We start from the raw sequence: 22,315 nt of genomic DNA on the forward strand, positions 1-22,315 counted from the left end.
AAGTCTCTGATTTGGCGGCTATCGTAAACCCACCACCAACCCGTTCAAGGCCCATCTGAGAATGCATTCCAAGCCCACCCTGACCACCGGCCTCCTGATCTTTATGGCGGTCGGAAGCGGCCTGTCCGTTGCCAGTCTTTATTATGTTCAGCCATTGCTGGAACTGCTGGCCCGTGAATATGGGCTGAGTGAAACCAGTGCCGGTTTTCTGGTGACGGTGGCGCAGCTTGGCTATCTGACCGGGTTGATTGCCGTGGTGCCGCTTGGTGATCATCATGAACGGCGCAAATTGCTGACCGTGACCTCGGCCCTGACCGCGGTCGGGTTGCTGGCGATGGGGCTGGCACCGTCATTTTTGATGCTGGTGGTGTTTAGTATTTCGGTCGGGATTACCTGTGTGACTGCGCAAATCCTTGTGCCACTCGCTGCCCACCTGGCGACGGATGACAAACGCGGGTCTGCGGTGGGGGCGGTGATGAGTGGCCTGTTGCTGGGCATTCTTCTGGCCCGGACATTTTCGGGCATCATGGCGGAGCTTGCCGGATGGCGGTCGGTGTTTATTGCCGCCTCTGTCCTGATGGCGATTTATGCGGTGGCCTGTTACCGGATCATTCCGCATGTCCCGCCAACCTCGCATACCAGTTACCGCACGCTGTATCTTTCGATCCTGCATCTGTTTCGTGATGAACCGGTTTTGCGCCGCCGCAGTCTGATTGGCGGATTGCAATATGCTGTGTTCGGGATTTTCTGGACCTCGATGGCCTTCATGCTGGTGCGCCAATATGGCATGTCCGAAGCGGTGATCGGGCTTTATGGCCTGATTGGCGCAATCGGTATCCTGGCGGCCCGCATTGCCGGAAAGCTCGCCGACAGGGGTTGGGCGCGGCTCAGCACCGGTGCCTTCCTGATGACCACCGTCTCAAGCTGGGGGCTGCTGTATTTGGGGCAATGGTCATTGATTGCCTTTGCGCTTGGTGTGGTGCTGATCGATCTGGGCATTCAGGGCGCGCATATTTCCAATCAAAGCGAGGTTTATCGCCTGAACCCCGAGGCCCGCAGCCGTCTGACCACGGGCTATATGGCCAGTTATTTCCTTGGGGGTGCCTGTGGCTCCGCCAGTTCGGCCATTGCCTATGGCATGGGCGGCTGGCCTGCTGTGGTGGTTCTTGGGGCGGGGGTGTCGGTCTTGTGTGTTGTGATCTGGGCTGCGACCGAATTGCGCTTTCCGGTCAAACAGATGAAACACGGCGGATAAGCGAAACCCGAAATGCCCAAAGCAAAACGGCCGCCCCATCGGGACGGCCGTTTGCGCAAAAAAGGATCTAAGCTGTGCTTAGTTCTTTTCTTTGTCGACGAGCTGGTTTGCAGCAATCCACGGCATCATGGCGCGCAGTTTGGTACCAACTTCTTCGATTTCATGTTCAGCATGCAGACGACGGGTTGCCTTGAACATCGGCTGACCACAATGCATTTCCTGAACGAAGTCACGGACGAACTTGCCTTCCTGAATGTCGGTAAGAACTTCTTTCATGCGTTCTTTGACAGACGGATCGATCACGCGCGGGCCGGTGACATAGTCGCCGTATTCTGCGGTGTTGGAGATCGAGTAACGCATGTTGGCCATACCGCCTTCATACATCAGGTCAACGATCAGCTTAACTTCGTGCAGGCACTCGAAATATGCCATTTCCGGCGCATAGCCAGCTTCGGTCAGGGTTTCGAAGCCGTATTTGATCAGCTGGGTCAGGCCGCCGCAAAGAACAGCCTGTTCGCCGAACAGGTCGGTTTCGCACTCTTCACGGAAGGTGGTTTCGATCACGCCCGAACGACCGCCACCGATTGCCGATGCATAGGACAGTGCAACTTCAAGCGCGTTGCCAGATGCGTTCTGTTCAATAGCTACGAGGCACGGAACACCGCCGCCACGCTTGTATTCGGAACGAACCGTGTGGCCCGGGCCCTTCGGTGCGATCATCATGACGTCAAGATCAGCGCGCGGCTCGATCAGGCCGAAATGGACGTTCAGACCATGTGCGAACAGAAGGGCAGCACCCTGTTTCAGGTTGTCGCGCAGCTCATCAGCATAGATCGCCGCCTGATGCTCATCCGGGGTCAGCATCATGACAACGTCTGCCCAAGCAGCAGCTTCGGCCGGGGTCATGGTTTTCAGACCGGCAGCTTCGGCTTTCTTGCGGGAGCTTGAGCCTTCACGAAGACCAACAACAACTTCCTTAACGCCGGAATCATGGAGGTTCAGCGCATGGGCGTGGCCCTGCGAACCGTAACCAATGATGGCAACTTTTTTGGATTTGATCAGATTAACATCTGCATCGCGGTCGTAATAAACACGCATCTTTCGATACCTCTGGACGTTGGACCACGCTGATTTTCATGCGTGGCGGATGGTAATAATTATTATGGGGCAGGCCCCAATGCCGTACCCGATGCGGATCACCGGGCAGGGCAAACTCACATCGTCAGTGTGCCGCGCGAAATCGCTGCCACACCGGTACGCGAAATTTCCGAAAGCCCAAGCGGCTCCATCAATTTGATGAAGGCGTCGATTTTTTCAGGACTGCCGATGATTTCATACACGAAGGAATTGTTGGTCGCATCCACTGCGCGTGCCTTGAAGATGTCGGCAATGCGCAGGGATTCCACACGTTTTTCACCCGTTGCGATCACTTTGACCAGGGCAAGCTCGCGCTCGACACTTGGTCCGGCAAGGGTCAGGTCACTGACCTTGTGTACCGGAACAAGACGCGAAAGCTGTGCCTTGATCTGTTCGATCACCATCGGGGTGCCCGAGGTAACCACGGTGATACGCGACTGGTGGGCGTCGGCGTCGACTTCGGCAACGGTCAGGCTTTCAATGTTATAGCCACGACCGGAGAACAGCCCGATTACACGGGCCAGAACGCCGGACTCGTTATCCACCAGAACGGATATGGTGTGTTTCGAAATTTCGGTTTCTTTCACGGTTTCGCTCCGCTAGGGCTCGGTCGGGGCAGAACGTGCCGCCCGCGCCGGCCTTTTCATTTTGATGTGATGGGATCAATTCGCACAGATTGTTTGTGCGGATCAGACCAGAACCATCCCTTCGTCGGAATCAATGGCTTCGTCGCCGTTGGTTTCCTGCCCAAGCAGCATTTCATTATGCGGCTTGCCCGACGGAATCATCGGATAGCAGTTTTCCTTGTCATCGACAGCGACGTCCAAAATCACCGGACCATCAATTTCCAGCATCTTCTTGATGGCATCATCAAGATCAGCCGGGTTATTGCAGGTCATGCCGGTGAAGCCAAAGGCTTCGGACAGTTTGACGAAGTCGGGCAGGGTTTCGCTATAGCTTTCGGAATAGCGCGACCCGTGCAGAAGCTGCTGCCACTGGCGGACCATGCCCATATAACGGTTGTTCAGGATCACGGTTTTGATCGGCAGACGATACTGCGTCATCGTCGCGCATTCCTGAATGTTCATCATGATCGACGCATCACCGGTGAAGCACACAACCGTCGCATCCGGGTGGGCGACCTGAACGCCAAGAGCGGCGGGCATGCCATAGCCCATGGTGCCCAGACCACCGGACGTCATCCATTCATACGGATGTTCGAACCCGAAATGCTGGGCTGCCCACATCTGGTGCTGGCCAACGTCGGTAGTGATATAGGTCTTGCGATCACGGGTGAGCGCATGAACACGGCGGATAACGTGCTGCGGCTTGATAACGTCGGTCGGCTGTTTGTAGGACAGGCAGTGTTTGCTGCGCCAGCCTTCAATTTCTTTCCACCAGCCATCAAGTGCGTTGGCTTCGATCTTGTACTGCTTGGCTTTCCAGATCTTGATCATGTCTTCAAGAACATGGCCAACATCGCCAACGATCCCGATATCGACCGGAACGTTCTTGTTGATCGAGCTCTGATCAATGTCGACCTGGATTTTCTGCGAGTTCGGCGCAAAGAAATCGAGGTTGCCGGTGACACGGTCATCGAAACGTGCACCGATGGCGACCATGACATCGCAATCATGCATCGACATGTTTGCTTCGTAGGTGCCGTGCATGCCGAGCATGCCAAGATACTGCTTGTCGGACGCCGGATAAGCACCCAGCCCCATCAGGGTCAGCGTGATCGGCGCACCGGTCATGCGGGTGAACTCGGTCAGAAGCTTGCAGGCCTGCATGCCGGAATTGATGACGCCGCCGCCGCAATACAGGATCGGCTTTTTCGCCGATGCCAGCATTTCCATGGCTTCTTCGATCTGGCTGCGTTCGCCCTTGACCACCGGGTTATAGGTGCGGTGCTGAACCTGTGCCGGTTCCAGATACGGTGCCTTGCCAACCAGAATGTCCTTGGGAAGGTCGATAACGACCGGACCCGGACGGCCGCTTGAGGCGACGTGGAAGGCTTCGTGCATCGTGCGCGCCAGACGATCCGGATTTTTCACCAGATAGTTATGCTTGGTGCACGGGCGGGTAATGCCGGTGGTATCGGCTTCCTGGAAGGCATCATTCCCGATCAGATGAGTCGGGACCTGACCTGTCAGGCAGACAACTGGAATGGAATCCATCAACGCGTCGGTAAGGCCCGTAACGGCGTTTGTCGCACCCGGTCCCGAGGTCACCAGCACAACGCCGACCTTGCCGGTCGAGCGGGCGTAACCTTCAGCAGCGTGGACAGCAGCCTGCTCATGGCGCACGAGAACGTGACGAATCCGGTTCTGTTTAAATATCTCGTCATATAGCGGTAGGACAGCGCCGCCAGGATAGCCGAACACGACTTCCACACCCTGATCAGCAAGGGCCTGCAACACTACTTCCGAACCGCTTAAAATACGTTCTGCCATGATTTTCGAGCCTCTTTACTTAGCGACAACAACGTGTCGCGTGATAACCGCGTGATTGAAACATGATCCAATTATCCTCGAATTGGAGTTGAAAAATCCGCCTAAACGGCGGTTTTCCGCCATTTCGGCGGGGGAAGGGCCAACCTATCGCCTCACTTTGGCGTGGTCAACAGAAATTGGTTAACATCATGACGCATTTTTGCTGCCAAACTTTCCGAATATTGCGCGTCGATGATTTCCTTGGCTAACATTTGGTGCCTGAACCAGGTTAATTGTCGCTTTGCATAGCGTCTGGTTTCGCGCTGTGATTTCTCTTTGGCGGTGGCCAGATCAATCTCCCCGGAAAGGTAAGCTGCGATCTCGCGCACGCCAACAGCCTTCATAACCGGCGCTGTTTCAGGCAATTCCAAGGCAAGCAGGCCTTTGACCTCGTCAATGGCACCCTGTTCGATCATCAGATCAAAACGCCGGTTGCAACGGTCATACAGAATGTCGCGCGGCGGCATGTAACAAAGTTTCTTGAATTTCATGTTCCCGGGCGGCGTGATCACCGGCTCCTTGTGCCAGCTTGCCAATCCGCGGCCGGTATGGACAAAAACCTCGGCGGCGCGAATCAGCCGCTGGGTATTGCTGCCATCAAGGTTGGCAGCGGTTTCAGGATCCTGCGCCGTGAGTTTGGCAAAAAACGCCGCGTGGCCAAGTTCTTCAAGCTCGTTTGTGACCTGATCGCGAATCCGCGCCGGGATATCGGGGATCGGCGCGATCCCCTCGGTCAGGGCATTGAGATACATGCCCGTACCCCCCGTGATGATCGGAAGTTTGCCACTGGCATGACAGTCGGCAATCTCGGCCATTGCCATTTCACGCCATTTACCGGCCGAGCAGGCTTCTCGTCCGGACAACACCCCATAAAGTCGATGCGGCGCACGTGCGATTTCACTGTCATCGGGGCGCGCAGACAGCACACGCAGTTCCTTATAGACCTGCATGCTATCGGCATTGATCACTACGCCGTCAAAGGTCTCCGCCAGATCAAGGGCGAGTGCCGACTTCCCACTGGCCGTCGGGCCAGCGACGATCAGGACAGGGGCAAAAGAACTGCTGGCTTGGATGGCCGACATCAGGGTGCCTTCAGGGTAACGTGTTCAAAGGTCGGCCAGTCTATTGGGTTCGGCGCGACAGGCATAGGAATTTACGACGCAATTTCACGGCAAATAATGCGTCCCCGCAACATGGGATGCGAAAGTTCTCTTGCCACAGTCCGGCGCAATTCGGATAAAGGCGACAACGATGTTTTATGCCTTTCCCGCCAAGGAGCCCGTTGACCATGAAATTGGTTCTTACCCTGATTGCCGCCCCGAATTCGAATGCGCTGACCAAGGCCGTGATTGATAACGCGGCAATCGCGTTGACCGGGGCAGGCGCACTTGTCGGGGATGTGACCTGGCTTGCCGAGGGTGAGGCGTGCGATCTGACTTTTGACGGGATCCCGCTTGATGTAGCTGACACGACGCTTTCCGAGGCAGAGCTTCCGGTGGATGCGATCACCCAGAAGGTCGCCACACGTCGCAAGAAGCTTTTGATTGCCGATATGGACAGCACGATTGTTACCGGTGAAACCCTTGATGAACTGGCCGAGTTTGCCGGGGTCAAGGATCGGGTGGCGGCGATCACCGCACGTGCGATGAATGGTGAACTTGATTTCGAAGCCGCCCTTGATGAACGTGTCGGTCTTCTTGAAGGCATGTCGACCGAGATGCTGAAAGAGGCCTGGAAAACGGTCGAATATACAGGCGGGGCAAGGCAACTGGTCGCGACCATGAAGGCCAATGGCGGCTTTGTTGCCCTGGTATCAGGTGGGTTTGATTTCTTTACCGGTGCAGTTCGCGCCGAGCTTGGCTTTGATTACGATCAGGCGAATGTCCTGATTGAAAAGGATGGCAAACTGACCGGCAAGGTTCAGAAACCGGTTCTGGATCGTCAGGCCAAGGTCGATGCGCTTGAAACCCTGTCCGCCCAGCAAGGCATCACGGTTGATGATGCGATTGCGGTTGGCGATGGTGCGAATGATCTTCAGATGATCTCGCTTGCCGGGACCGGCGTTGCCTTCCACGCCAAACCATCGGTTCAGGAACAGGCGCGCATTTGCATCAATCACGGTGACCTGACCGCACTTTTGTATCTTCAAGGCTACGCGAAGTCGGACTTCGTTTCGTAAGGTACGAACGGTTCAAACAAAAAGGGCGGCCTGATGATCAGGCCGCCCTTTTTTGATATCGACTTAAGCCGGATGGCTTATTCCTCGGTCGAGATCGTCAGGCCGAAGTAACGCGGGCCAGCCGATGTTTCAATCAACATCAGGATAGTGCGTTTGCCATCGTCAACGGCGGCCTTGACCGCATCGACGACGTCGTCGACCGAATCAACCGAGCTGTGCGACGCCTCGATGATGATGTCACCCGGGCGAACACCCTTTTCGGCGGCATAGCTATCGCCGGAAACTTCGGTGATGATCACACCTTCGGTGCCCTCGGCAAGGTTGTGACGCTGGCGCAGGCTTTCATCGACATTGGCGATCTTGACGCCAAGTTCATCGATGCTGGCCTCTGCAACAACGGGTGCTTGCTCTTCCTCGGAGCTGTCTGCGCTTGTCGCGACGACTTCTTCCTCAAGTTCGCCAAGCTCGACCTGGACGGTCTGCTTTTCGCCATCGCGCCAGATTACAACATCGACCTCCTTGCCGATCTTGGTTTCTGCGACAATGCGCGGCAGACGACGCATCGACTCAACCGTTTTGCCATCAAAGGTCAGGATGACATCACCCTGTTTGATGCCGGCTTCCTGGGCCGGGCCATCTTCGGAAACGCCGGCAACCATGGCACCGGTTGCCTCATCAAGACCAACCGAGTCCGCGATGTCTTCGGTCACGGTCTGGATGTGAACACCCAACCAGCCACGACGGGTACGGCCATATTCCTTAAGCTGTTCGACAACGCTTTGTGCGATGCCTGCCGGAATGGCAAAGCCGATACCGACCGAACCACCCGAAGGCGAATAGATCGCGCTGTTAATGCCGATCACGTCACCATCAAGGTTAAACAGCGGACCGCCAGAGTTACCACGGTTGATCGAGGCATCCGTCTGAATGAAGTCATCATACGGGCCCTGGTTGATGTCGCGGTTACGTGCGGAAATAATCCCGGCGGTTACCGTGCCGCCAAGGCCGAACGGGTTACCGATTGCCATGGCCCAGTCACCGATACGTGCACTGTCAGAATCGCCCCATTTGACGAAGGGCAGGTCTTCTTTCGGTTCGACCTTAAGCAGGGCGACGTCGGTTTTCGGGTCACGTCCGATCAGTTCGGCATCAAGCGTGTCGCCATCATGCAGGCGCACGGTGATTTCATCGGCACCGTCAATCACGTGGTTGTTGGTCACAATGTAACCATCAGCCGAGATGATAAAGCCTGAACCAAGCGCGGTCGCACGGCGGCGTTGCGGAGCCGGTCCGCCCTGGCCACCCTGACCGTTGCGGTCCATAAAATCACGGAAAAGGTCTTCAAATGGCGAGCCGGGAGGGAACTGGAAGTCCGGTCCCTGTCGTTCGGCGACCATCTGGCTTGTGGAAATGTTTACAACAGTCGGCAGAAGCTTTTCGGCCAAGTCTGCGAAACTCTCAGGAGCGGGGCGGGCATTCGCGATCTGCGAAACACTGGTCACGCCAAGGAGAACAATCACCAGTGCTGCGGTGACTTTCGTCCGCACCGGGTTGTATAATGCGTCTAGCATGTGTCTGATCCTGTTCGTTGCCGCGTTCACGGTATTTGTCATTCTCTTTGTGCAGCGCGCGGCGGGACTGTATTTCACCCGTCGCTTAAGTACTCAAATTAACCCCGACTTTGGCAGAAATTGGGCGGTACTTGGAAAAATCAAGGAATTGTGAGCACAAACTTGTGGCGCGTGGCCTTTGTCTGGCGGTTTCCCTGATCCTTGCGCCCGTTTGCTAAAGCCAGGTTCGTACTGCCCATATTCCGCCAATGGCAATGACAGCGGCGATCAATCCGCCAATGCGCAACTGCGATTCAGGAATTTCCTGAACAAGCTCCATCACCCTTTTCAGGCCGCCGGGAAACAGCGTGTAAAGCATACCTTCCAACGCGATGGCCAGAAGTATGGCTGTTGCAAGTTCCTTCATGATCAGGGACGTTCCGGCGTTTCTTTGTGATCTGTCAGACGGTCGCCCGACAAATCGAATTTATAAAAACAAAAAGGGCGACCAGCCCAATATGCAGGTCGCCCTTATGTTTTGTCTAGCGGCTTGTCGCTGGGCCAGACTTATTAAAGTACTGGAAAAACTCGCTGTCTGGTGAAAGCACCATGGTCGAGCCGTTATCAAGCGCAATTTTGTAGGCTTCGAGCGAACGATAGAATTCAAAGAATTCCGTGTCCTTGCCATACGCTTTACCCAGAATGACGTTCCGCTGCCCATCGCCTTCACCACGCAGGACTTCGGCCTGACGGTTGGCTTCGGCGATGATGCCGATACGTTCACGATCAGCTTCTGCCTGGATCTTCGCCTTGAGCTCTTCACCTTCTGCGCGAAGCTGTGCGGCTTCGGCAATACGCGAAGAACGCATACGGTTATATACCGCCTGCGAAGTTTCCTGCGGAAGGTCGGTACGACCGATACGGACGTCAATCAGTTCGACACCGAACTCTTCTGCCGGTTTGATCAGGGTCGACTGGATTTTCTCCATGATCTGCGCGCGGTTGTCCGAGAGAAGCGTCACAAGCGGGGCCTGTGCCAACTCACCACGGATGACCGAGTTCAGACGCTGACCAAACAGCTGCACAAAGTTGGCAGAGTTGGTTGCACGCTGACGGAAGATCAACGGATCAATGATTTTCCAACGTGCAAAGCTGTCAACATTGACACGCTTCTGGTCAGACAGAAGAACCTGCTGAACCGGCGGATCAAGTTCCAGAATACGACGCTCGTAATATTCAACGTTCTGGATCGGCAGTTTGAAATGCAGACCCGGTTCGGAAACCGCATGGACCGGATTACCAAACTGAAGAACGAGTGCCTGCTGATCCTGACGTACGGTAAACACGCACATCGAACCAACAACAGCAGCAATAACCAGGACGACGCCAGCGGCAATAAGTTTAGGACTTGCCATTAGTTGTTGCCTCCTGCATTCGCACGTTTCTGAACTTCCGGAAGCGGAAGATACGGGACAACGCCGTTACCTGCACCGTTCTGTTCCATGATGATCTTGTCAGACTTGCTCAAGACCTCCTGCATGGTTTCCAGATACAGACGACGGGTCGTCACATCCTTGGCCGTCAGGAAGGAATCGTAGATGGAGATAAAGCGTTCTGCTTCACCCTCTGCTTCCTTGGTGACACGATCCTTGTATGCACGGGCCTGCAGGACCTGACGTTCTGCTTCACCCTTTGCACGCGGGATGATGTCGTTACGATAAGCCAGTGCTTCGTTCTGGGAACGATCACGGTCCTGACGGGCACGCTGCACATCGTTAAAGGCATCGATAACGTCGCGCGGCGGGTCCACTTTCTGCATTTTCACTTCGGCAATGAAAATACCGGACTCATAACCGTCCATGATTTCCTGAAGCAGGGTACGGGTTTGTTCTTCAACCCGGACACGGCCAACAGTCAGTGCTTCTTCAAGGTCGGTTTTACCGATGACCTCACGGATCGCACTTTCAGATGCCAGTTTGATGGTGTTTTCAGGATCACGCACGTTAAACAGGTAGGAACCTGCATCGCTGATACGCCACTGAACAACATAATCAATGTCGATGATGTTCTGGTCACCGGTCAGCATCAGGCTTTCTTCGGGCACATCACGCGAACCGTTGGATGTCACCGTGCCTGCGCCGCGATAGCCAACCTCGATCTGGTTGGTCCGTTCGACGTTCGGCTTGATGACCTCGCCAATCGGGGCCGGAAGGAAGTAGTTCAGACCCGGACCCGTGGTGCCAACCCATTTACCGAACAGAAGCGTTACACCCTGTTCGCCCGGCTGGACACGGTAGAAACCGGTCAAAAGCCACAACCCGATTACAGCGATACCGATCAGGACAAAGCCCTTGTATCCGCCACCACCGGGGAACAGCCGCTTAAGACGTTCCTGGCCTTTACGAATCATTTCATCAAAGTCGGGGGGCGTGTTTCCGCCGCCGCCACCACCGGAAGGACGCTGTCCCCACGGGTTCTGGCCGCCACCTTTGTTTCCGCCGCCGCCCCAGGGGCCACCGCCCCCTTGATTATTCCAAGGCATCGAGTTTCTTCCTCTTCTTGCCGTTCGGTGTTTATCTTTGTTTACCGAGCTTGGGGTAGGCCCCCAATGCATGCTCCGTCCAACAAGATCAAATTCCCTGATAGACCCCGGACATGCCGGGAAAATCAGACTTTTTTCTCACCAGTTTTGTACCCAACCTGTGATACGCCGGTTGGTACTGCAACAGATTGTAGCCAAATGCAAACTCACGAAATCTTGTTGGACGGAGCATGCCCTTAGGCCTTATATGACAGGTTGCCTTGCAAAACAATGATACGCGCCTGCAAGTTCTGTGTGACCACGGACTTAAGCCGAAATTTGGAGACCGCAATATGACTTCCCTCAACCGTGAACAGATTACTGCCGCGCTCGATAGCGTAATCGACCCAGTCGACGGCCAATCAATCACAGCCAAGGGCATGGTGCAAGGTATTGATATTCATGATGAAACTGTCAATGTTATGATCGCCGTTGACCCCGAACGCGGCCCCGCCCTCGAAGATTTGCGCCAAGCAGCAGAAAAAGCGGTGGCTGCTGTGAACGGGGTCACAACTGCCCGTGTGGCGCTTACGGCAGAGCGTCCCAAGGCCGCCGCTCAGCAAAGCACACAGCCGTCGCAGCCATCACAGCCAAGCCGCCCCGCACAACCGGGTCAGCGCCCGCAGGGTGGTGGTCAGATGCCGCTGGAATTGCCAACGGTGCGCAGCATCGTCACCGTGGCGTCCGGCAAGGGCGGGGTGGGGAAATCCACCACCTCGGTCAACCTTGCATTGTCGCTGGTGGCCAAGGGGCTCAAGGTCGGCCTGCTGGATGCCGATATCTATGGGCCGAGCCTGCCGCGCATGATGGGCCTTCGCGATGCCAAGCCGGTGCCGTCCAAAGAACATCAGGGCAAAATGATCCCGCCATCGGCCTTTGGCATGCGTATCATGTCGATCGGCTTCATGATCGAAGAAGAACAACCGGTGATCTGGCGTGGCCCGATGGCGATGGGCGCGCTGGAACAGCTTCTGCGCGATACCGACTGGGGCGATCTTGATGTGCTGGTGGTTGATATGCCACCGGGCACGGGCGACATTCAGCTTTCGATGGCGCAACGCGTGCCGGTGACCGGGGCCGTGATTGTTTCAACCCCGCAGGACATCGCCCTTCTGGATGCGCGCAAGGGGCTGAATATGTTCCGCAAGGTCAATGTGCCGGTGTTCGGGCTGATCGAAAACATGTCCTATTACAAATGTCCGGAATGCGGCCATGTCGATCACATCTTTGATCATGGCGGGGCGCACAAGGCGGCGGATGAACTGGGCGTGCCGTTCCTGGGTGAAATCCCGCTGGACCTTAAGATCCGCCTCGGCGCAGACGAAGGCAAACCGATTGTCCAGACAGAACCCGAAGGCGAACATAGCAAGGCCTACGGCCTGATTGCCGAGAAGATCGCCGCCGCCATCGAAGAGCGCGTTGGCCCGGCCGAAGCGCCGAAGAAAAAGGGCTTGTTTCCCAAGATCAGCTTTAAATAGTCATACAAAAAAGGCCGCATTCGTTGCGGCCTTTTTATTGGTCGCACTTAACGGCAATCAAGCCGTTGCAACACGCTTGGCATGACCCAGCAAGTGGTACTCAAACACAGCAAGTCCACAGACCGCGATGGCCTGAGCAATTAGGAATGCGTATCCAAGCATGGTAGGTGCGATGGATGGCAGGACGAGTATACCGATGCTGGCAACCGCCCAGCCAAAATTTCCCACGATAATCAGCCAGACCAAACCGGCGCTCGGCAGCTTTTGACGCCCGGTGATGATCATCAGCGCCGCACAGGGAAACAGAATCAGCCCGGCATAAAACAGAAGGCCAACCGGCAATCCAAGCCACCCGGCAAGAAACTTTGCACCGGTGGTGAGCAAAATGCCAAAGCCAAGGCAGGTCAAAGCATCAACAGTCAGTACAGTCTTCAAAAAGTTCACAGTCGAGGGTGCAGACATTGTCCAATCCTTTCGGGTTGTGGTGATGTCGCAAGCTTGCCGTGAGCAGGGAATGAATACGATTACTTCGGAGGTAATGTTTAATCCTTTTCTTTGGTGATAGGCTGTCTTTGCGGTCACAGAGGAAATTGTATCAATGCCCCACGATTCGTTTGGAATGACGCTGAAAAGCTGGCGGAAGCAACGCAGGCTCAGCCAGCTTGATCTTGCGGCCAATGCGGACATTTCAACCCGCCATCTCAGTTTCCTTGAAACCGGTCGGTCCCGACCAAGCCGCGAGATGATCCTGCATCTCGCCGAATGTCTTGATGTCCCGCTGCGCGAACGCAACGGTTTGCTGGTTTCAGCCGGCTTTGCCCCGATCTATGCCCAGCATGATTTTGAGGGCGAGGGGGCTCTGGGCATTCGCAAGGCAGTTGATCAGATATTGTCGGCCCATGAACCTTTTCCGGCGCTGGCGATGGATCGACATTGGAACATGGTGGCAGCAAACCGGATTGTGCCACTGATACTGGTCGGGATTGACCTGAACCTTTTGCAACCCCCGGTCAATCTATTGCGACTTAGTCTGCACCCGAACGGATTGGCAGCACGGGTGGTGAATTTCGTGCAGTGGCGGGATCATTTGCTGGATCGTTTGCGGCGTCAGATTGACGTCACCGCGGACCCGGAATTGATTGGACTGTATGACGAAGCAAAGCACTATCGATTACCCGACCATCATGGACAGGCAATGGATGCGGTGGGAGTTGACGGAACTGAAAAGGACGCAATCAATGGTTTGATCGTGCCACTGATTCTGAAAACAGAAGCGGGTGTTTTGCGATTTATCACGACGACGACGTTATTTGGCACACCGGTCGATGTGACCCTGTCCGAACTTGCGATCGAGACCTTGTTGCCTGCTGATGACGATACAAGCCATGCCCTGAAGCAACTGGCATTGGCACTTTAGGTCGTGTGAGAAATCAGTGAAAAGCTGATCCGATTGCATGGTCGACGGCATTGGAAATGATGGTTTCGATTGTGCCATCCTCAACGAGTTCCGCGATGGCCTTATTGATCAGGGCCAATGCCGAGATGTCGGTTGACCGTCTGTTAAAGGCGATGAAGGTCTGGTTTTCATGCAGGGCGGTTTTGGCGCGAACAACTTGGCTCTGGAGCTTGAGTTTCCTGATCCAGATATCTCCTGCTTCGCGCACCGCAATCACCGCATCAACGCGATTATTCACCAGCATCGCGAAGTTCTGGTCGTCTCCGGCGGCTTCGGATGTTTCGAACAGGCCGGACGTACGGGCGCTATCGAACGCGTCACCGTAACTCCATCCGCGAATAACGCCGACATTCATGCCTGACAGGTCTTCGATTTTGGTTTCACGGTCAAATTCGCCTTTGAGCCGATAGATCATCAAACCTTCGCGGTGAATCGGCTCGCTGTACGCATACTTCTTCTGACGCTCGAGGTTTTTGTATATTCCGGCAACAGCACCATCGCCATTATCCAGATGAAACAGTGCGCGACGCCACGGCACGGGGACGATTTCAACATTGAGACCAGCGCGGGCAGAGATTGCGCGCACGATATCAGGGTAGATGCCCGCAGCATGTTCTTCAGCGCGATACATGAAGGGTGGATTGGCCTCATCAACATAGATGGTCAGGGCCTGCGCTTGACTTACAGGCAAGACTGCGACAACGCCCAGAAGAACGCAGAACATAAAAGCCCAAAGAATGACCTTGCAGTGACCTTGCATCTTACCCTCGTCGCAGCCCCTGCAAGCTCATATGGGGCTATTCATCTGATCCGACAACGGAGTTTGGTAGCTGCCAAGCCAAAATCACAAAACCCCGCCAGATTGCTCCGGCGGGGTTTTTTGTTGGTTTTGCCTGCGGCCTGATTAAACGGCTTCGGCCATGAAGGATGGCATCCAGCCTTCATTAAGCTCGCGCAGTTCGGAAAGCGATACTTTGTCGCCGCCATCAATGACGACCGCATCACCGCCCGCCTGACCGATAATCACGGCTGCGACATTCGCACTGCCTGCCGCGTTCAGAACCTTGTCCGGATCGCGGGTTGCGATCACGTAGCGGCCCTGATCTTCGCCAAACAGCCATGCGATTTCGCTGCCTGCTTCCGGCAGATGTAGGTCGGCACCGATATTGCCCGCAAGGCACATCTCGGCAACGGTGACCAAAAGACCGCCATCGGCGATATCGTGGCAGGTGCGCACCAGACCCAGTTCGATCAGTTCACGCACCAGCGTACCGGCACGCTTTTCAGCCCCCAGATCGACCGGCGGCGGAGCACCTTCTTCGCGACCTTCGATGGTCTTGAGATACAGCGACTGCCCCAGTTCTCCGGTGGCCGCACCAATCATGATCAGCGCGCTATCATCGCGTTTGATGCCAATCGTTGCATGGTGACCGAGATCAGAAATCAGGCCAACGCCGCCAATGGCCGGGGTCGGCATGATGCCAACGCCATTGGTTTCGTTGTAAAGCGACACGTTGCCCGACACGACCGGGAAGTCCAGCGCGATGCAGGCTTCGCCGATGCCCTGGCAGGCCCCGACGAACTGACCCATGATGCGCGGGCGTTCCGGGTTGCCGAAGTTCATGTTATCCGTGATGGCAAGCGGCTTGGCGCCGGTTGCAACCAGGTTACGGTATGCTTCGGCAACAGCCTGTTTGCCGCCTTCGACCGGATCGGCCATGACATAGCGCGGGGTGCAGTCGGTGGTCGCGGCAAGGCCCTTGTTCGTACCTTCGACGCGGACAACGCCGGCATCACCGCCCGGACGGACAATCGTGTTGCCACGGACCAGATGATCATACTGTTCCCAGATCCAGCGACGCGACGCGAGGTCGGGCGATGCGATCAGGGTTTTCAGCGCGTCAACATGGCTGACCTTGGCCGAAATGCTGTTGGGATCAATGCGATCCTGTTTCGGCGTCGGTTCCCACGGACGATCATATTCCGGCGATGCTTCGGCCAGCGGATCAATCGGCAGATCACCGGCAACTTCACCATGCCATTTCAGAACCATCCGCTTGGTATCGGTGAGCGTACCGATAACGGCAAAGTCGAGTTCCCATTTGTCAAAGATCGCCTTGGCGGCATCTTCGCAACCGGGTTTCAGAACCATCAGCATGCGTTCCTGCGACTCTGAAAGCATCAGCTCGTAGGGCGTCATGCCTTCTTCGCGCATCGGAACTTTATCAAGCCACAGTTCAACACCAACGCCGCCCTTGGATGCCATTTCGAACGAGGACGAGGTCAGACCAGCTGCCCCCATATCCTGAATGGCGACAATCATGTCGGTTGCCATCAGTTCAAGGCAGGCTTCCAGCAGGAGCTTTTCGGTGAACGGGTCACCGACCTGAACGGTAGGACGCTTTTCTTCGCTGTCATCATCGAACTCGGCCGATGCCATGGTCGCGCCATGGATGCCATCACGGCCGGTTTTTGACCCGACATAAACAACCGGGTTCCCGATACCAGCCGCGGCTGAATAGAAGATGTTATCGGTATCGGCCAGACCCACGGTCATCGCATTGACCAGGATGTTGCCGTTGTAAGACGCGTGGAAGTTGGTTTCGCCACCGATGGTCGGAACGCCCATGCAGTTGCCATAACCGCCGATGCCTTCGACCACACCGCTCAGAAGGTGGCGGGTTTTCGGATGATCGGGCTCGCCAAAGCGAAGGGCATTGAGGTTCGCGACCGGACGTGCACCCATGGTGAACACGTCACGCATGATACCGCCGACACCGGTTGCCGCCCCCTGATAGGGTTCGATAAAGGACGGGTGGTTGTGGCTTTCCATCTTGAAGACGGCGGCCTGACCATCACCAATGTCAATGACCCCGGCGTTTTCGCCCGGACCCTGAATGACCCAGTCGGCCTTGGTCGGAAGTGTTTTTAGCCATTTTTTCGAAGACTTGTAGGAGCAGTGCTCAGACCACATGACCGAGAAAATGCCAAGCTCGTTGATGTTGGGTTCGCGGCCCATGATTTCGAGAACGAGTTTGTATTCTTCTTCGTTCAGGCCGTGTTCCTTGACCAGTTCCGGCGTGATCGGGGTGCTGTTGAAATCGTTGGAGCTCACGATGCTGCCTCCACCATGCTTTTGAACAGATTGCGGCCATCGGTGCCACCATGCAGCGGATCGATTGCGTTCTCGGGGTGGGGCATCATGCCAAGGACGTTGCCCGCCTCGTTGATGATGCCGGCAATATTGCGCTGGGAACCATTGAGGTTGGTCGCCGGATCCACTTTGCCATCCACATCGCAGTAACGCAGAACAACGCGACCTTCGCCTTCAAGGCGGTCAAGCGTGTCGCTGTCGGCAAAATAGTTGCCGTCGTGATGGGCGACCGGATATTCGACAATCTCGCCCGCGCCATAAAGATTGGTAAAGCGCGTCTCGGCGTTTTCGACTTTCAGATGCGTGTTCTTGCAGATGAATTTCAGGCTGGCATTGCGCATCAGTGCACCGGGCAGAAGGCCTGCTTCGGTCAGGATCTGGAAGCCGTTGCACACGCCAATGGTGGTCACACCCTGTTTGGCACGTTCGGCAACCGCGCGCATGATCGGCGACTTGGCAGCCATGGCGCCACAACGCAAATAGTCGCCATAGGAAAAGCCACCCGGGACCATGATGATGTCGGTCTTTGGCAGCTCGGTGTCGCCATGCCAGACCAGGGTGGGCTCGGTGCCGGTGGCCTGTTTCAGTGCTGCGATGGCGTCATTCTCCCGGTTGATGCCGGGAAACAGGATGACAGCGGATTTCATGAAATACCGTCTCTTGATTAGTGTCGGTTACTTAATCCCGATAGGCAAAGGCCCTGCCGCGACAAGACCCCGCCCGCCACGGGCGATCAGGCCAGCTCGATGCTGTAATCTTCGATCACGGTATTGGCGAGAAGCTTCTCGCACATTTCCTTGACCTCGGCTTCGGCCTTGGCGGCATCGGTGCCATCCAGTTCGAGTTCGATGAATTTGCCCTGACGGACGTCATTGACGCCATCAAAACCCAGGCCCTGAAGGGCGTGGTGAACGGCTTTGCCCTGCGGGTCGAGAACGCCGTTCTTCAGGGTGACATGAACACGTGCTTTCACGAGAAGCTCCTTTAAGTTCGCATGCGCGGGTCTCGCGCGAGGTTCTGTTTGCAAACAAAACGCTGTTCGACACACATGGCCGACCAGCCATAAGAAAAGGCCGCGCGAGCGCGGCCTTGGGGTGTTATTTGGTTTCGTCTTTTTTAAGCTGCTCTATTTCGGCGGACTCAGGGAGGACACCAAGACGGCGTGCGACTTCCTGATAGGCCTCTTCGACACCGCCGAGATCGCGGCGGAAGCGGTCCTTGTCCATCTTTTCGTTGGTGATCGCATCCCAAAGACGGCAGTTATCCGGGCTGAATTCATCGGCCAGGACCAACTGCGGGAAGTCGCCTTCCCAGACGCGGCCGAACTCAAGCTTGAAATCAACCAGTTTCAGGCCAATGCCGCGCATCAGACCACACAGGTAGTCATTGACGCGAAGGGTCATGCCGACAATTTCCTCAAGCTCTTCAGCACCTGCCCAACCCAGAGCGAGGATGTGTTCATCAGACACCAGCGGGTCGCCCAGCGCGTCGTCCTTGTAATAGAACTCGACAATCGGGCGCGGCAGGCGTTCGCCTTCTTCGAGGCCAAGACGTTTGGCCATCGAACCGGCAACGATGTTGCGGACCACGACTTCGATCGGAACAATTTCGCATTTCTTGCAAAGCTGTTCGCGCATGTTCAGGCGGCGAATGAAGTGAGTCGGAATGCCGATTTCTGCCAGACGGGTCATGACGAATTCGGTGATCATGTTGTTCAGGACACCCTTGCCGGCAATGGTGCCGCGCTTCTGGGCGTTGAACGCCGTGGCGTCGTCCTTGAAATACTGAATGATCGTTCCGGGCTCCGTACCTTCGTAAAGAACCTTGGCTTTACCCTCGTAGATGGGCTGCTTTCTGGACATTGGCGGGATCTTTCACATCTAGGCCCGCCGTCCGACGCAGCAGGCACCCTGAAATTCGCGCCCTCCGTATAGCAGTGCTTGGCGAGAAACTCAATTGTCGCTTAAGCTCTATTTATGCAAACTTGATAATCGAAATTTGCAACCGTCAGCATCTGTATCGCAGAGGGGCGGAATTGCTGCGATAACCTGTTGAACTGAAACGGCGTTCCGCGCCATCTGGTGTTAGACGTCGACCGGATGGAACGGTGTTTTGTCGGGCTGGCCTTCGGCAAACAGCCAGACCGGGCGCCTCGGCAGTTCATGTTCGCTTGTGGGAATCGCCGGAAGCCCGATCAGCGACGAACAGATGGTCTCAAATCCGATATTGCTGCGCACCAGCATGGCATCGGCACGGATGTCATGATGATCCGGGTCCGGGGCCTCTGTTCCGGTATCAGCCAGAAGCGCCTGCCAGGCAAACCAGTCGTCGGCCTCGGGGTGCGGGGCCGGGGCACTGATAAAGCGTGGCAGATTGCGTTTGGTTCGCGCACTGTTTTGCGTGTCATTCAGATCATGGGCGGTCAGAATCGACAGGCCTTCGGGGATTTCAGTGATTTCGATCTTGCCCGTGCCGCGATTTGCCAGCCAATAGGCATCGCGGTTATCGGCGATCACCATGTTAAACGGGCGATAGGCATCGCCATCAAGTTCGGCAAGGGCCTGCGCGGCGTCAATCGCGTCGGCATGGTCAAGTGCCTCAAGCGGCAGCTCGCCGCGTGATCGTTTACCATCGGCAGGGCCCAGCGTGCCATAGCGGTTAAGCACGGCGGCAACCACGCCGTCCTCATTGACACCAAGCCAGGTTCCCCCGGCGGTTTCATCAAGTCCGGCAATGACATCAGGGCGGTCTTCCCAGTGGCGCGCAGGCGCCTTCCAGGGACGGTTATTCATTTCATCGCGATTGGCGCCAATGATCACCGGCCAGTCATGGTCGGGGCGGCGTAAAATAATGACTGTACACATGAGCCAGATCAAAGCGTGCGGAACCGCACTTTGTCAAATTCAAAAGTATCAGGCAACGGGGTGAAATCGGTGTCGTTTATTGTCATATAAAATGCTATGACAGACAATGGCTTGACCGGTTTGGCTCCGATGACAATGTGACCAGCTTACAGAAGGAATCGATTATGAGCAGCTTTAATGATCGTGAACGCGGGTTTGAAGCAAAATACAGCTTTGATCTTGAACAGGATTTTCGTGTCGAAACCCATCTTTATAAAATGCTGATCCAGTGGGCTGGCGAACAGATGGGCATGTCCCCCGAAGAATGTCAGGATTACACACGCAAGATCATTGGCGAGGTTGTTGCCAACCCGCGTGAAAACGGTGTTGTTGCCCTGTTGCTGGCCGATTTTGGACGCAAAAATATCGACGTCACAGCCTCTGCATTGAATGTAAAGCTCGAAGAACTACGTCCGGTTGCGCGTGCAGAAGTACTGTCGTGATTGTGCGCTAGTGCATCTGCTTGGAAAACTTCTCGTTTGCTAATATGTGCAGCCTTACGTATCCTGAGCTCCCCAGACCGAAAAATTGAGTAGGTGCAACCTTTTGGTGTGGTATCCTTCGCAGGTAGGTGAAGGAGCCGATTAGGTAGATGAAAGGCGACAGCATTGCGTATCCTTTTGGCGGACGATCACGATCTTGTTCGTGAGGCAATCTCGCTACTGTTCCAACAGTATTTCGATGACTGTGAAGTGGCCGAAGCAGGGGCATTGGACCCCGCACTCGAGCTGATAGCAGCCAATAATACATTCGATCTGGTGCTGCTTGATCTGCGCATGCCGGGGATGAATGGACTTGAAGGTTTGAAGCGCACCTTGGAGAAGGTGGCAGATTCGACCTTTGTAGTTCTGCTTTCTGGCGCATATCGAAGTGAAGATGTCCGCAAGGCGCTTGAGGCCGGCGCGCATGGCTTTATTCCCAAGACCCTGCGTGGGCAGGCCTTGGCAAATGCTGTGCAGCTGGTTCTTGCTGGTGACAAATACCTGCCGTCGTCAATTCTGAACGACATGAATGACAACATGTCAGGTGGGGGTGATGGCGAAGGTCGCCTTGGCGGTGGCTTTGGCAGCGAGGGTGATTTTGGCCGTCTGACACCGCGTGAACGTGAAGTTCTTGCACTGCTGTCAGAAGGACGTCCGAATAAGGACATTGCCCGTCACCTTGATCTGCGCGAAATCACCGTGAAGTACCATCTAAAAAACATCTATCGCAAACTGAACGTCTCGAACCGTGCGCAGGCCGTGAAAATGGCTCTTGAAGATATGGCGCGGTCCGGAACTTTGTAGTAGGTTCGACAAAGGCAGCTCAGTTTGGCGCTCAAATCCCGGCTCGTGATTTCACGGGCCGTTTTTTGTTGCCTGAACCGGCTTTTCTCCCTCGTCATTGAAAACTAAACGAGGAAATAGATATGACCGTCACCATCGCACTTGTCGGCGATTACAACCCGAACGTCACCGCCCATCAGGCCATCCCGAAGGCCCTGGACTTGGCAGCCGAAAATCTTGGTATCACTGTCACATTTGACTGGGTCGCGACATCCGACATTGATTGCCCAGATGCCAAAATCCTTGATGGTTACAACGGGATCTGGTGCGTGCCTGCCAGCCCGTATCAAAGCTTTGACGGTGCGCTTGCTGCCATTCGGCGTGCCCGTGAAAACCAGATTGCTTTTCTGGGAACCTGTGGCGGGTATCAGCACGCGATCCTGGAATATGCCCGTAATGTTCTTGGTCTTGCTGATGCGGCAAATGCGGAAATCGACCCGGATGCTTCATTGCCCCTGATCGCGCCGCTTAGCTGTGCGTTGATTGATCAGGATGGTGGGATCGACCTTTTGGAAAACAGTCTAATTCGCGATGTCTGTGGCACCGCGCATTTGACAGAAACCTATCGCTGCTCATTCGGGTTTAACCCGGAATATGCCCATCTGCTTGATGGGCGCGATCTTCGGATTGTGGCCTGGGATCAGGATCGGGATCCGCGCGCGGTTGAGCTTCGCGGTCATCCGTTCTTTATTGGAACCGCGTTTCAGCCCGAACGTGCCGCACTGCGTGGTGAAGACCACCCATTGATCAATGCATTCGTCCGTGCCGCGGCGGGCTAACAAGCTTTTGAAGGTCCCCTGCACAC

The 22,315-nt window shown here is 55.6% G+C and carries 22 protein-coding genes; 7 read left to right on the forward strand and 15 right to left on the reverse strand.

Going from position 1 to position 22,315, the window contains the following annotated elements:
• The first annotated feature begins 61 nt into the window (after nt 1-61).
• A complete protein-coding gene (locus AUQ41_RS13915) occupies nt 62-1,255 on the forward strand; it encodes an MFS transporter (protein WP_063088919.1) in 1,194 nt (397 codons plus the stop codon).
• A gap of 78 nt (nt 1,256-1,333) precedes the next feature.
• On the opposite strand, the gene ilvC is transcribed toward AUQ41_RS13915, so the two are convergent.
• The 4 genes from ilvC to miaA all read right to left on the reverse strand — a co-directional run bounded on the left by ilvC (nt 1,334) and on the right by miaA (nt 5,966).
• Nucleotides 1,334-2,353: a ketol-acid reductoisomerase gene (ilvC, locus tag AUQ41_RS13920; RefSeq protein ID WP_008891746.1), complete on the reverse strand. Its 1,020-nt coding sequence runs from the start codon at nt 2,351-2,353 to the stop codon at nt 1,334-1,336.
• A 116-nt stretch (nt 2,354-2,469) separates the two neighbouring features.
• Nucleotides 2,470-2,979, reverse strand: a complete 510-nt coding sequence (gene ilvN, locus AUQ41_RS13925) for an acetolactate synthase small subunit (protein WP_008891745.1) — start codon at nt 2,977-2,979, stop codon at nt 2,470-2,472.
• Between the two features lie 102 nt (nt 2,980-3,081).
• Nucleotides 3,082-4,845: an acetolactate synthase 3 large subunit gene (locus AUQ41_RS13930; RefSeq protein WP_063088920.1), complete on the reverse strand. Its 1,764-nt coding sequence runs from the start codon at nt 4,843-4,845 to the stop codon at nt 3,082-3,084.
• A 152-nt stretch (nt 4,846-4,997) separates the two neighbouring features.
• Nucleotides 4,998-5,966: a tRNA (adenosine(37)-N6)-dimethylallyltransferase MiaA gene (miaA, locus tag AUQ41_RS13935; protein WP_063088921.1), complete on the reverse strand. Its 969-nt coding sequence runs from the start codon at nt 5,964-5,966 to the stop codon at nt 4,998-5,000.
• 206 nt (nt 5,967-6,172) lie between these two features.
• Here miaA and serB point away from each other — a divergent pair, with 206 nt between their 5' ends.
• Nucleotides 6,173-7,063, forward strand: a complete 891-nt coding sequence (gene serB / locus AUQ41_RS13940; RefSeq protein WP_063088922.1) for a phosphoserine phosphatase SerB — start codon at nt 6,173-6,175, stop codon at nt 7,061-7,063.
• Nucleotides 7,064-7,140: 77 nt separating this feature from the next.
• Here the strand turns inward: serB and AUQ41_RS13945 are convergent, their stop codons facing one another.
• From AUQ41_RS13945 to hflK, 4 genes are all read right to left on the reverse strand, one after another.
• Nucleotides 7,141-8,634 carry a DegQ family serine endoprotease gene (locus AUQ41_RS13945; protein WP_063088923.1) on the reverse strand — a complete coding sequence of 498 codons (1,494 nt, stop codon included), beginning with the start codon at nt 8,632-8,634 and terminating at the stop codon, nt 7,141-7,143.
• A 214-nt stretch (nt 8,635-8,848) separates the two neighbouring features.
• Nucleotides 8,849-9,040, reverse strand: a complete 192-nt coding sequence (locus tag AUQ41_RS13950) for a DUF2065 domain-containing protein (RefSeq protein ID WP_062956136.1) — start codon at nt 9,038-9,040, stop codon at nt 8,849-8,851.
• A 115-nt stretch (nt 9,041-9,155) separates the two neighbouring features.
• Complete coding sequence (gene hflC / locus AUQ41_RS13955; RefSeq protein WP_008891736.1) at nt 9,156-10,028, reverse strand: protease modulator HflC; 873 nt, start codon at nt 10,026-10,028, stop codon at nt 9,156-9,158.
• Nucleotides 10,028-11,155, reverse strand: a complete 1,128-nt coding sequence (gene hflK / locus AUQ41_RS13960) for an FtsH protease activity modulator HflK (RefSeq protein WP_008891735.1) — start codon at nt 11,153-11,155, stop codon at nt 10,028-10,030. Before hflK ends, hflC begins: the two co-directional genes overlap by 1 nt.
• Nucleotides 11,156-11,487: 332 nt before the next feature.
• Between hflK and AUQ41_RS13965 the strand changes: the two genes are divergently transcribed.
• Nucleotides 11,488-12,672 carry an Mrp/NBP35 family ATP-binding protein gene (locus AUQ41_RS13965; protein WP_063089038.1) on the forward strand — a complete coding sequence of 395 codons (1,185 nt, stop codon included), beginning with the start codon at nt 11,488-11,490 and terminating at the stop codon, nt 12,670-12,672.
• A gap of 57 nt (nt 12,673-12,729) precedes the next feature.
• Here the strand turns inward: AUQ41_RS13965 and AUQ41_RS13970 are convergent, their stop codons facing one another.
• On the reverse strand, nt 12,730-13,134 hold the full coding sequence (locus tag AUQ41_RS13970; RefSeq protein ID WP_063088924.1) for a hypothetical protein: 405 nt from the start codon (nt 13,132-13,134) through the stop codon (nt 12,730-12,732).
• Nucleotides 13,135-13,270: 136 nt separating this feature from the next.
• Between AUQ41_RS13970 and AUQ41_RS13975 the strand changes: the two genes are divergently transcribed.
• A complete protein-coding gene (locus tag AUQ41_RS13975) occupies nt 13,271-14,089 on the forward strand; it encodes a helix-turn-helix domain-containing protein (RefSeq protein WP_063088925.1) in 819 nt (272 codons plus the stop codon).
• Nucleotides 14,090-14,102: 13 nt separating this feature from the next.
• On the opposite strand, the gene AUQ41_RS13980 is transcribed toward AUQ41_RS13975, so the two are convergent.
• The 6 genes from AUQ41_RS13980 to AUQ41_RS14005 form a co-directional block, all read right to left on the reverse strand.
• Nucleotides 14,103-14,888: an ABC transporter substrate-binding protein gene (locus tag AUQ41_RS13980; protein WP_063088926.1), complete on the reverse strand. Its 786-nt coding sequence runs from the start codon at nt 14,886-14,888 to the stop codon at nt 14,103-14,105.
• Nucleotides 14,889-15,032: 144 nt separating this feature from the next.
• Nucleotides 15,033-17,243: a phosphoribosylformylglycinamidine synthase subunit PurL gene (gene purL / locus AUQ41_RS13985; RefSeq protein WP_063088927.1), complete on the reverse strand. Its 2,211-nt coding sequence runs from the start codon at nt 17,241-17,243 to the stop codon at nt 15,033-15,035.
• Nucleotides 17,240-17,929, reverse strand: coding sequence for a phosphoribosylformylglycinamidine synthase subunit PurQ (gene purQ, locus AUQ41_RS13990; RefSeq protein ID WP_063088928.1), 690 nt, complete (start codon nt 17,927-17,929; stop codon nt 17,240-17,242). Before purQ ends, purL begins: the two co-directional genes overlap by 4 nt.
• 86 nt (nt 17,930-18,015) lie before the next feature.
• Nucleotides 18,016-18,255 carry a phosphoribosylformylglycinamidine synthase subunit PurS gene (gene purS / locus AUQ41_RS13995; RefSeq protein WP_008891731.1) on the reverse strand — a complete coding sequence of 80 codons (240 nt, stop codon included), beginning with the start codon at nt 18,253-18,255 and terminating at the stop codon, nt 18,016-18,018.
• A 124-nt stretch (nt 18,256-18,379) separates the two neighbouring features.
• Nucleotides 18,380-19,144 (reverse strand): phosphoribosylaminoimidazolesuccinocarboxamide synthase, encoded by a 765-nt coding sequence (gene purC, locus AUQ41_RS14000; RefSeq protein WP_008891730.1) that lies wholly within the window; start codon nt 19,142-19,144, stop codon nt 18,380-18,382.
• Nucleotides 19,145-19,366: 222 nt separating this feature from the next.
• The gene (locus tag AUQ41_RS14005) at nt 19,367-20,146 is read right to left on the reverse strand and encodes an NRDE family protein (protein WP_063088929.1); all 780 of its coding nucleotides are present in this window, start codon (nt 20,144-20,146) and stop codon (nt 19,367-19,369) included.
• Nucleotides 20,147-20,310: 164 nt separating this feature from the next.
• On the opposite strand from AUQ41_RS14005, the gene AUQ41_RS14010 reads away from it, so the two are divergent.
• From AUQ41_RS14010 to AUQ41_RS14020, 3 genes are all read left to right on the forward strand, one after another.
• The gene (locus AUQ41_RS14010) at nt 20,311-20,628 is read left to right on the forward strand and encodes a DUF1476 domain-containing protein (RefSeq protein WP_008891728.1); all 318 of its coding nucleotides are present in this window, start codon (nt 20,311-20,313) and stop codon (nt 20,626-20,628) included.
• Nucleotides 20,629-20,793: 165 nt separating this feature from the next.
• Nucleotides 20,794-21,471, forward strand: a complete 678-nt coding sequence (locus AUQ41_RS14015; RefSeq protein ID WP_063088930.1) for a response regulator transcription factor — start codon at nt 20,794-20,796, stop codon at nt 21,469-21,471.
• Between the two features lie 122 nt (nt 21,472-21,593).
• Nucleotides 21,594-22,289, forward strand: a complete 696-nt coding sequence (locus AUQ41_RS14020; protein ID WP_063088931.1) for a CTP synthase — start codon at nt 21,594-21,596, stop codon at nt 22,287-22,289.
• The last annotated feature ends 26 nt before the right edge of the window (nt 22,290-22,315 follow it).

The sequence above is a fragment of the Thalassospira sp. MCCC 1A02898 genome (assembly GCF_001618185.1).
GTDB lineage: Bacteria > Pseudomonadota > Alphaproteobacteria > Rhodospirillales > Thalassospiraceae > Thalassospira > Thalassospira tepidiphila.

Coding starts and splice junctions, on each gene's coding strand:
- AUQ41_RS13975 (WP_063088925.1), top strand. CDS start 13,271: ATGCCCCACGATTCGTTTGGAATGACGCTGAAAAGCTGGCGGAAGCAA.
- AUQ41_RS13970 (WP_063088924.1), bottom strand. CDS start 13,134: ATGTCTGCACCCTCGACTGTGAACTTTTTGAAGACTGTACTGACTGTT.
- ilvC (WP_008891746.1), bottom strand. CDS start 2,353: ATGCGTGTTTATTACGACCGCGATGCAGATGTTAATCTGATCAAATCC.
- AUQ41_RS13945 (WP_063088923.1), bottom strand. CDS start 8,634: ATGCTAGACGCATTATACAACCCGGTGCGGACGAAAGTCACCGCAGCA.
- purC (WP_008891730.1), bottom strand. CDS start 19,144: ATGTCCAGAAAGCAGCCCATCTACGAGGGTAAAGCCAAGGTTCTTTAC.
- hflK (WP_008891735.1), bottom strand. CDS start 11,155: ATGCCTTGGAATAATCAAGGGGGCGGTGGCCCCTGGGGCGGCGGCGGA.
- AUQ41_RS13915 (WP_063088919.1), top strand. CDS start 62: ATGCATTCCAAGCCCACCCTGACCACCGGCCTCCTGATCTTTATGGCG.
- AUQ41_RS13930 (WP_063088920.1), bottom strand. CDS start 4,845: ATGGCAGAACGTATTTTAAGCGGTTCGGAAGTAGTGTTGCAGGCCCTT.
- AUQ41_RS13965 (WP_063089038.1), top strand. CDS start 11,488: ATGACTTCCCTCAACCGTGAACAGATTACTGCCGCGCTCGATAGCGTA.
- miaA (WP_063088921.1), bottom strand. CDS start 5,966: ATGTCGGCCATCCAAGCCAGCAGTTCTTTTGCCCCTGTCCTGATCGTC.
- AUQ41_RS14020 (WP_063088931.1), top strand. CDS start 21,594: ATGACCGTCACCATCGCACTTGTCGGCGATTACAACCCGAACGTCACC.
- AUQ41_RS13950 (WP_062956136.1), bottom strand. CDS start 9,040: ATGAAGGAACTTGCAACAGCCATACTTCTGGCCATCGCGTTGGAAGGT.
- hflC (WP_008891736.1), bottom strand. CDS start 10,028: ATGGCAAGTCCTAAACTTATTGCCGCTGGCGTCGTCCTGGTTATTGCT.
- serB (WP_063088922.1), top strand. CDS start 6,173: ATGAAATTGGTTCTTACCCTGATTGCCGCCCCGAATTCGAATGCGCTG.
- AUQ41_RS13980 (WP_063088926.1), bottom strand. CDS start 14,888: ATGCAAGGTCACTGCAAGGTCATTCTTTGGGCTTTTATGTTCTGCGTT.
- AUQ41_RS14005 (WP_063088929.1), bottom strand. CDS start 20,146: ATGTGTACAGTCATTATTTTACGCCGCCCCGACCATGACTGGCCGGTG.
- AUQ41_RS14010 (WP_008891728.1), top strand. CDS start 20,311: ATGAGCAGCTTTAATGATCGTGAACGCGGGTTTGAAGCAAAATACAGC.
- purQ (WP_063088928.1), bottom strand. CDS start 17,929: ATGAAATCCGCTGTCATCCTGTTTCCCGGCATCAACCGGGAGAATGAC.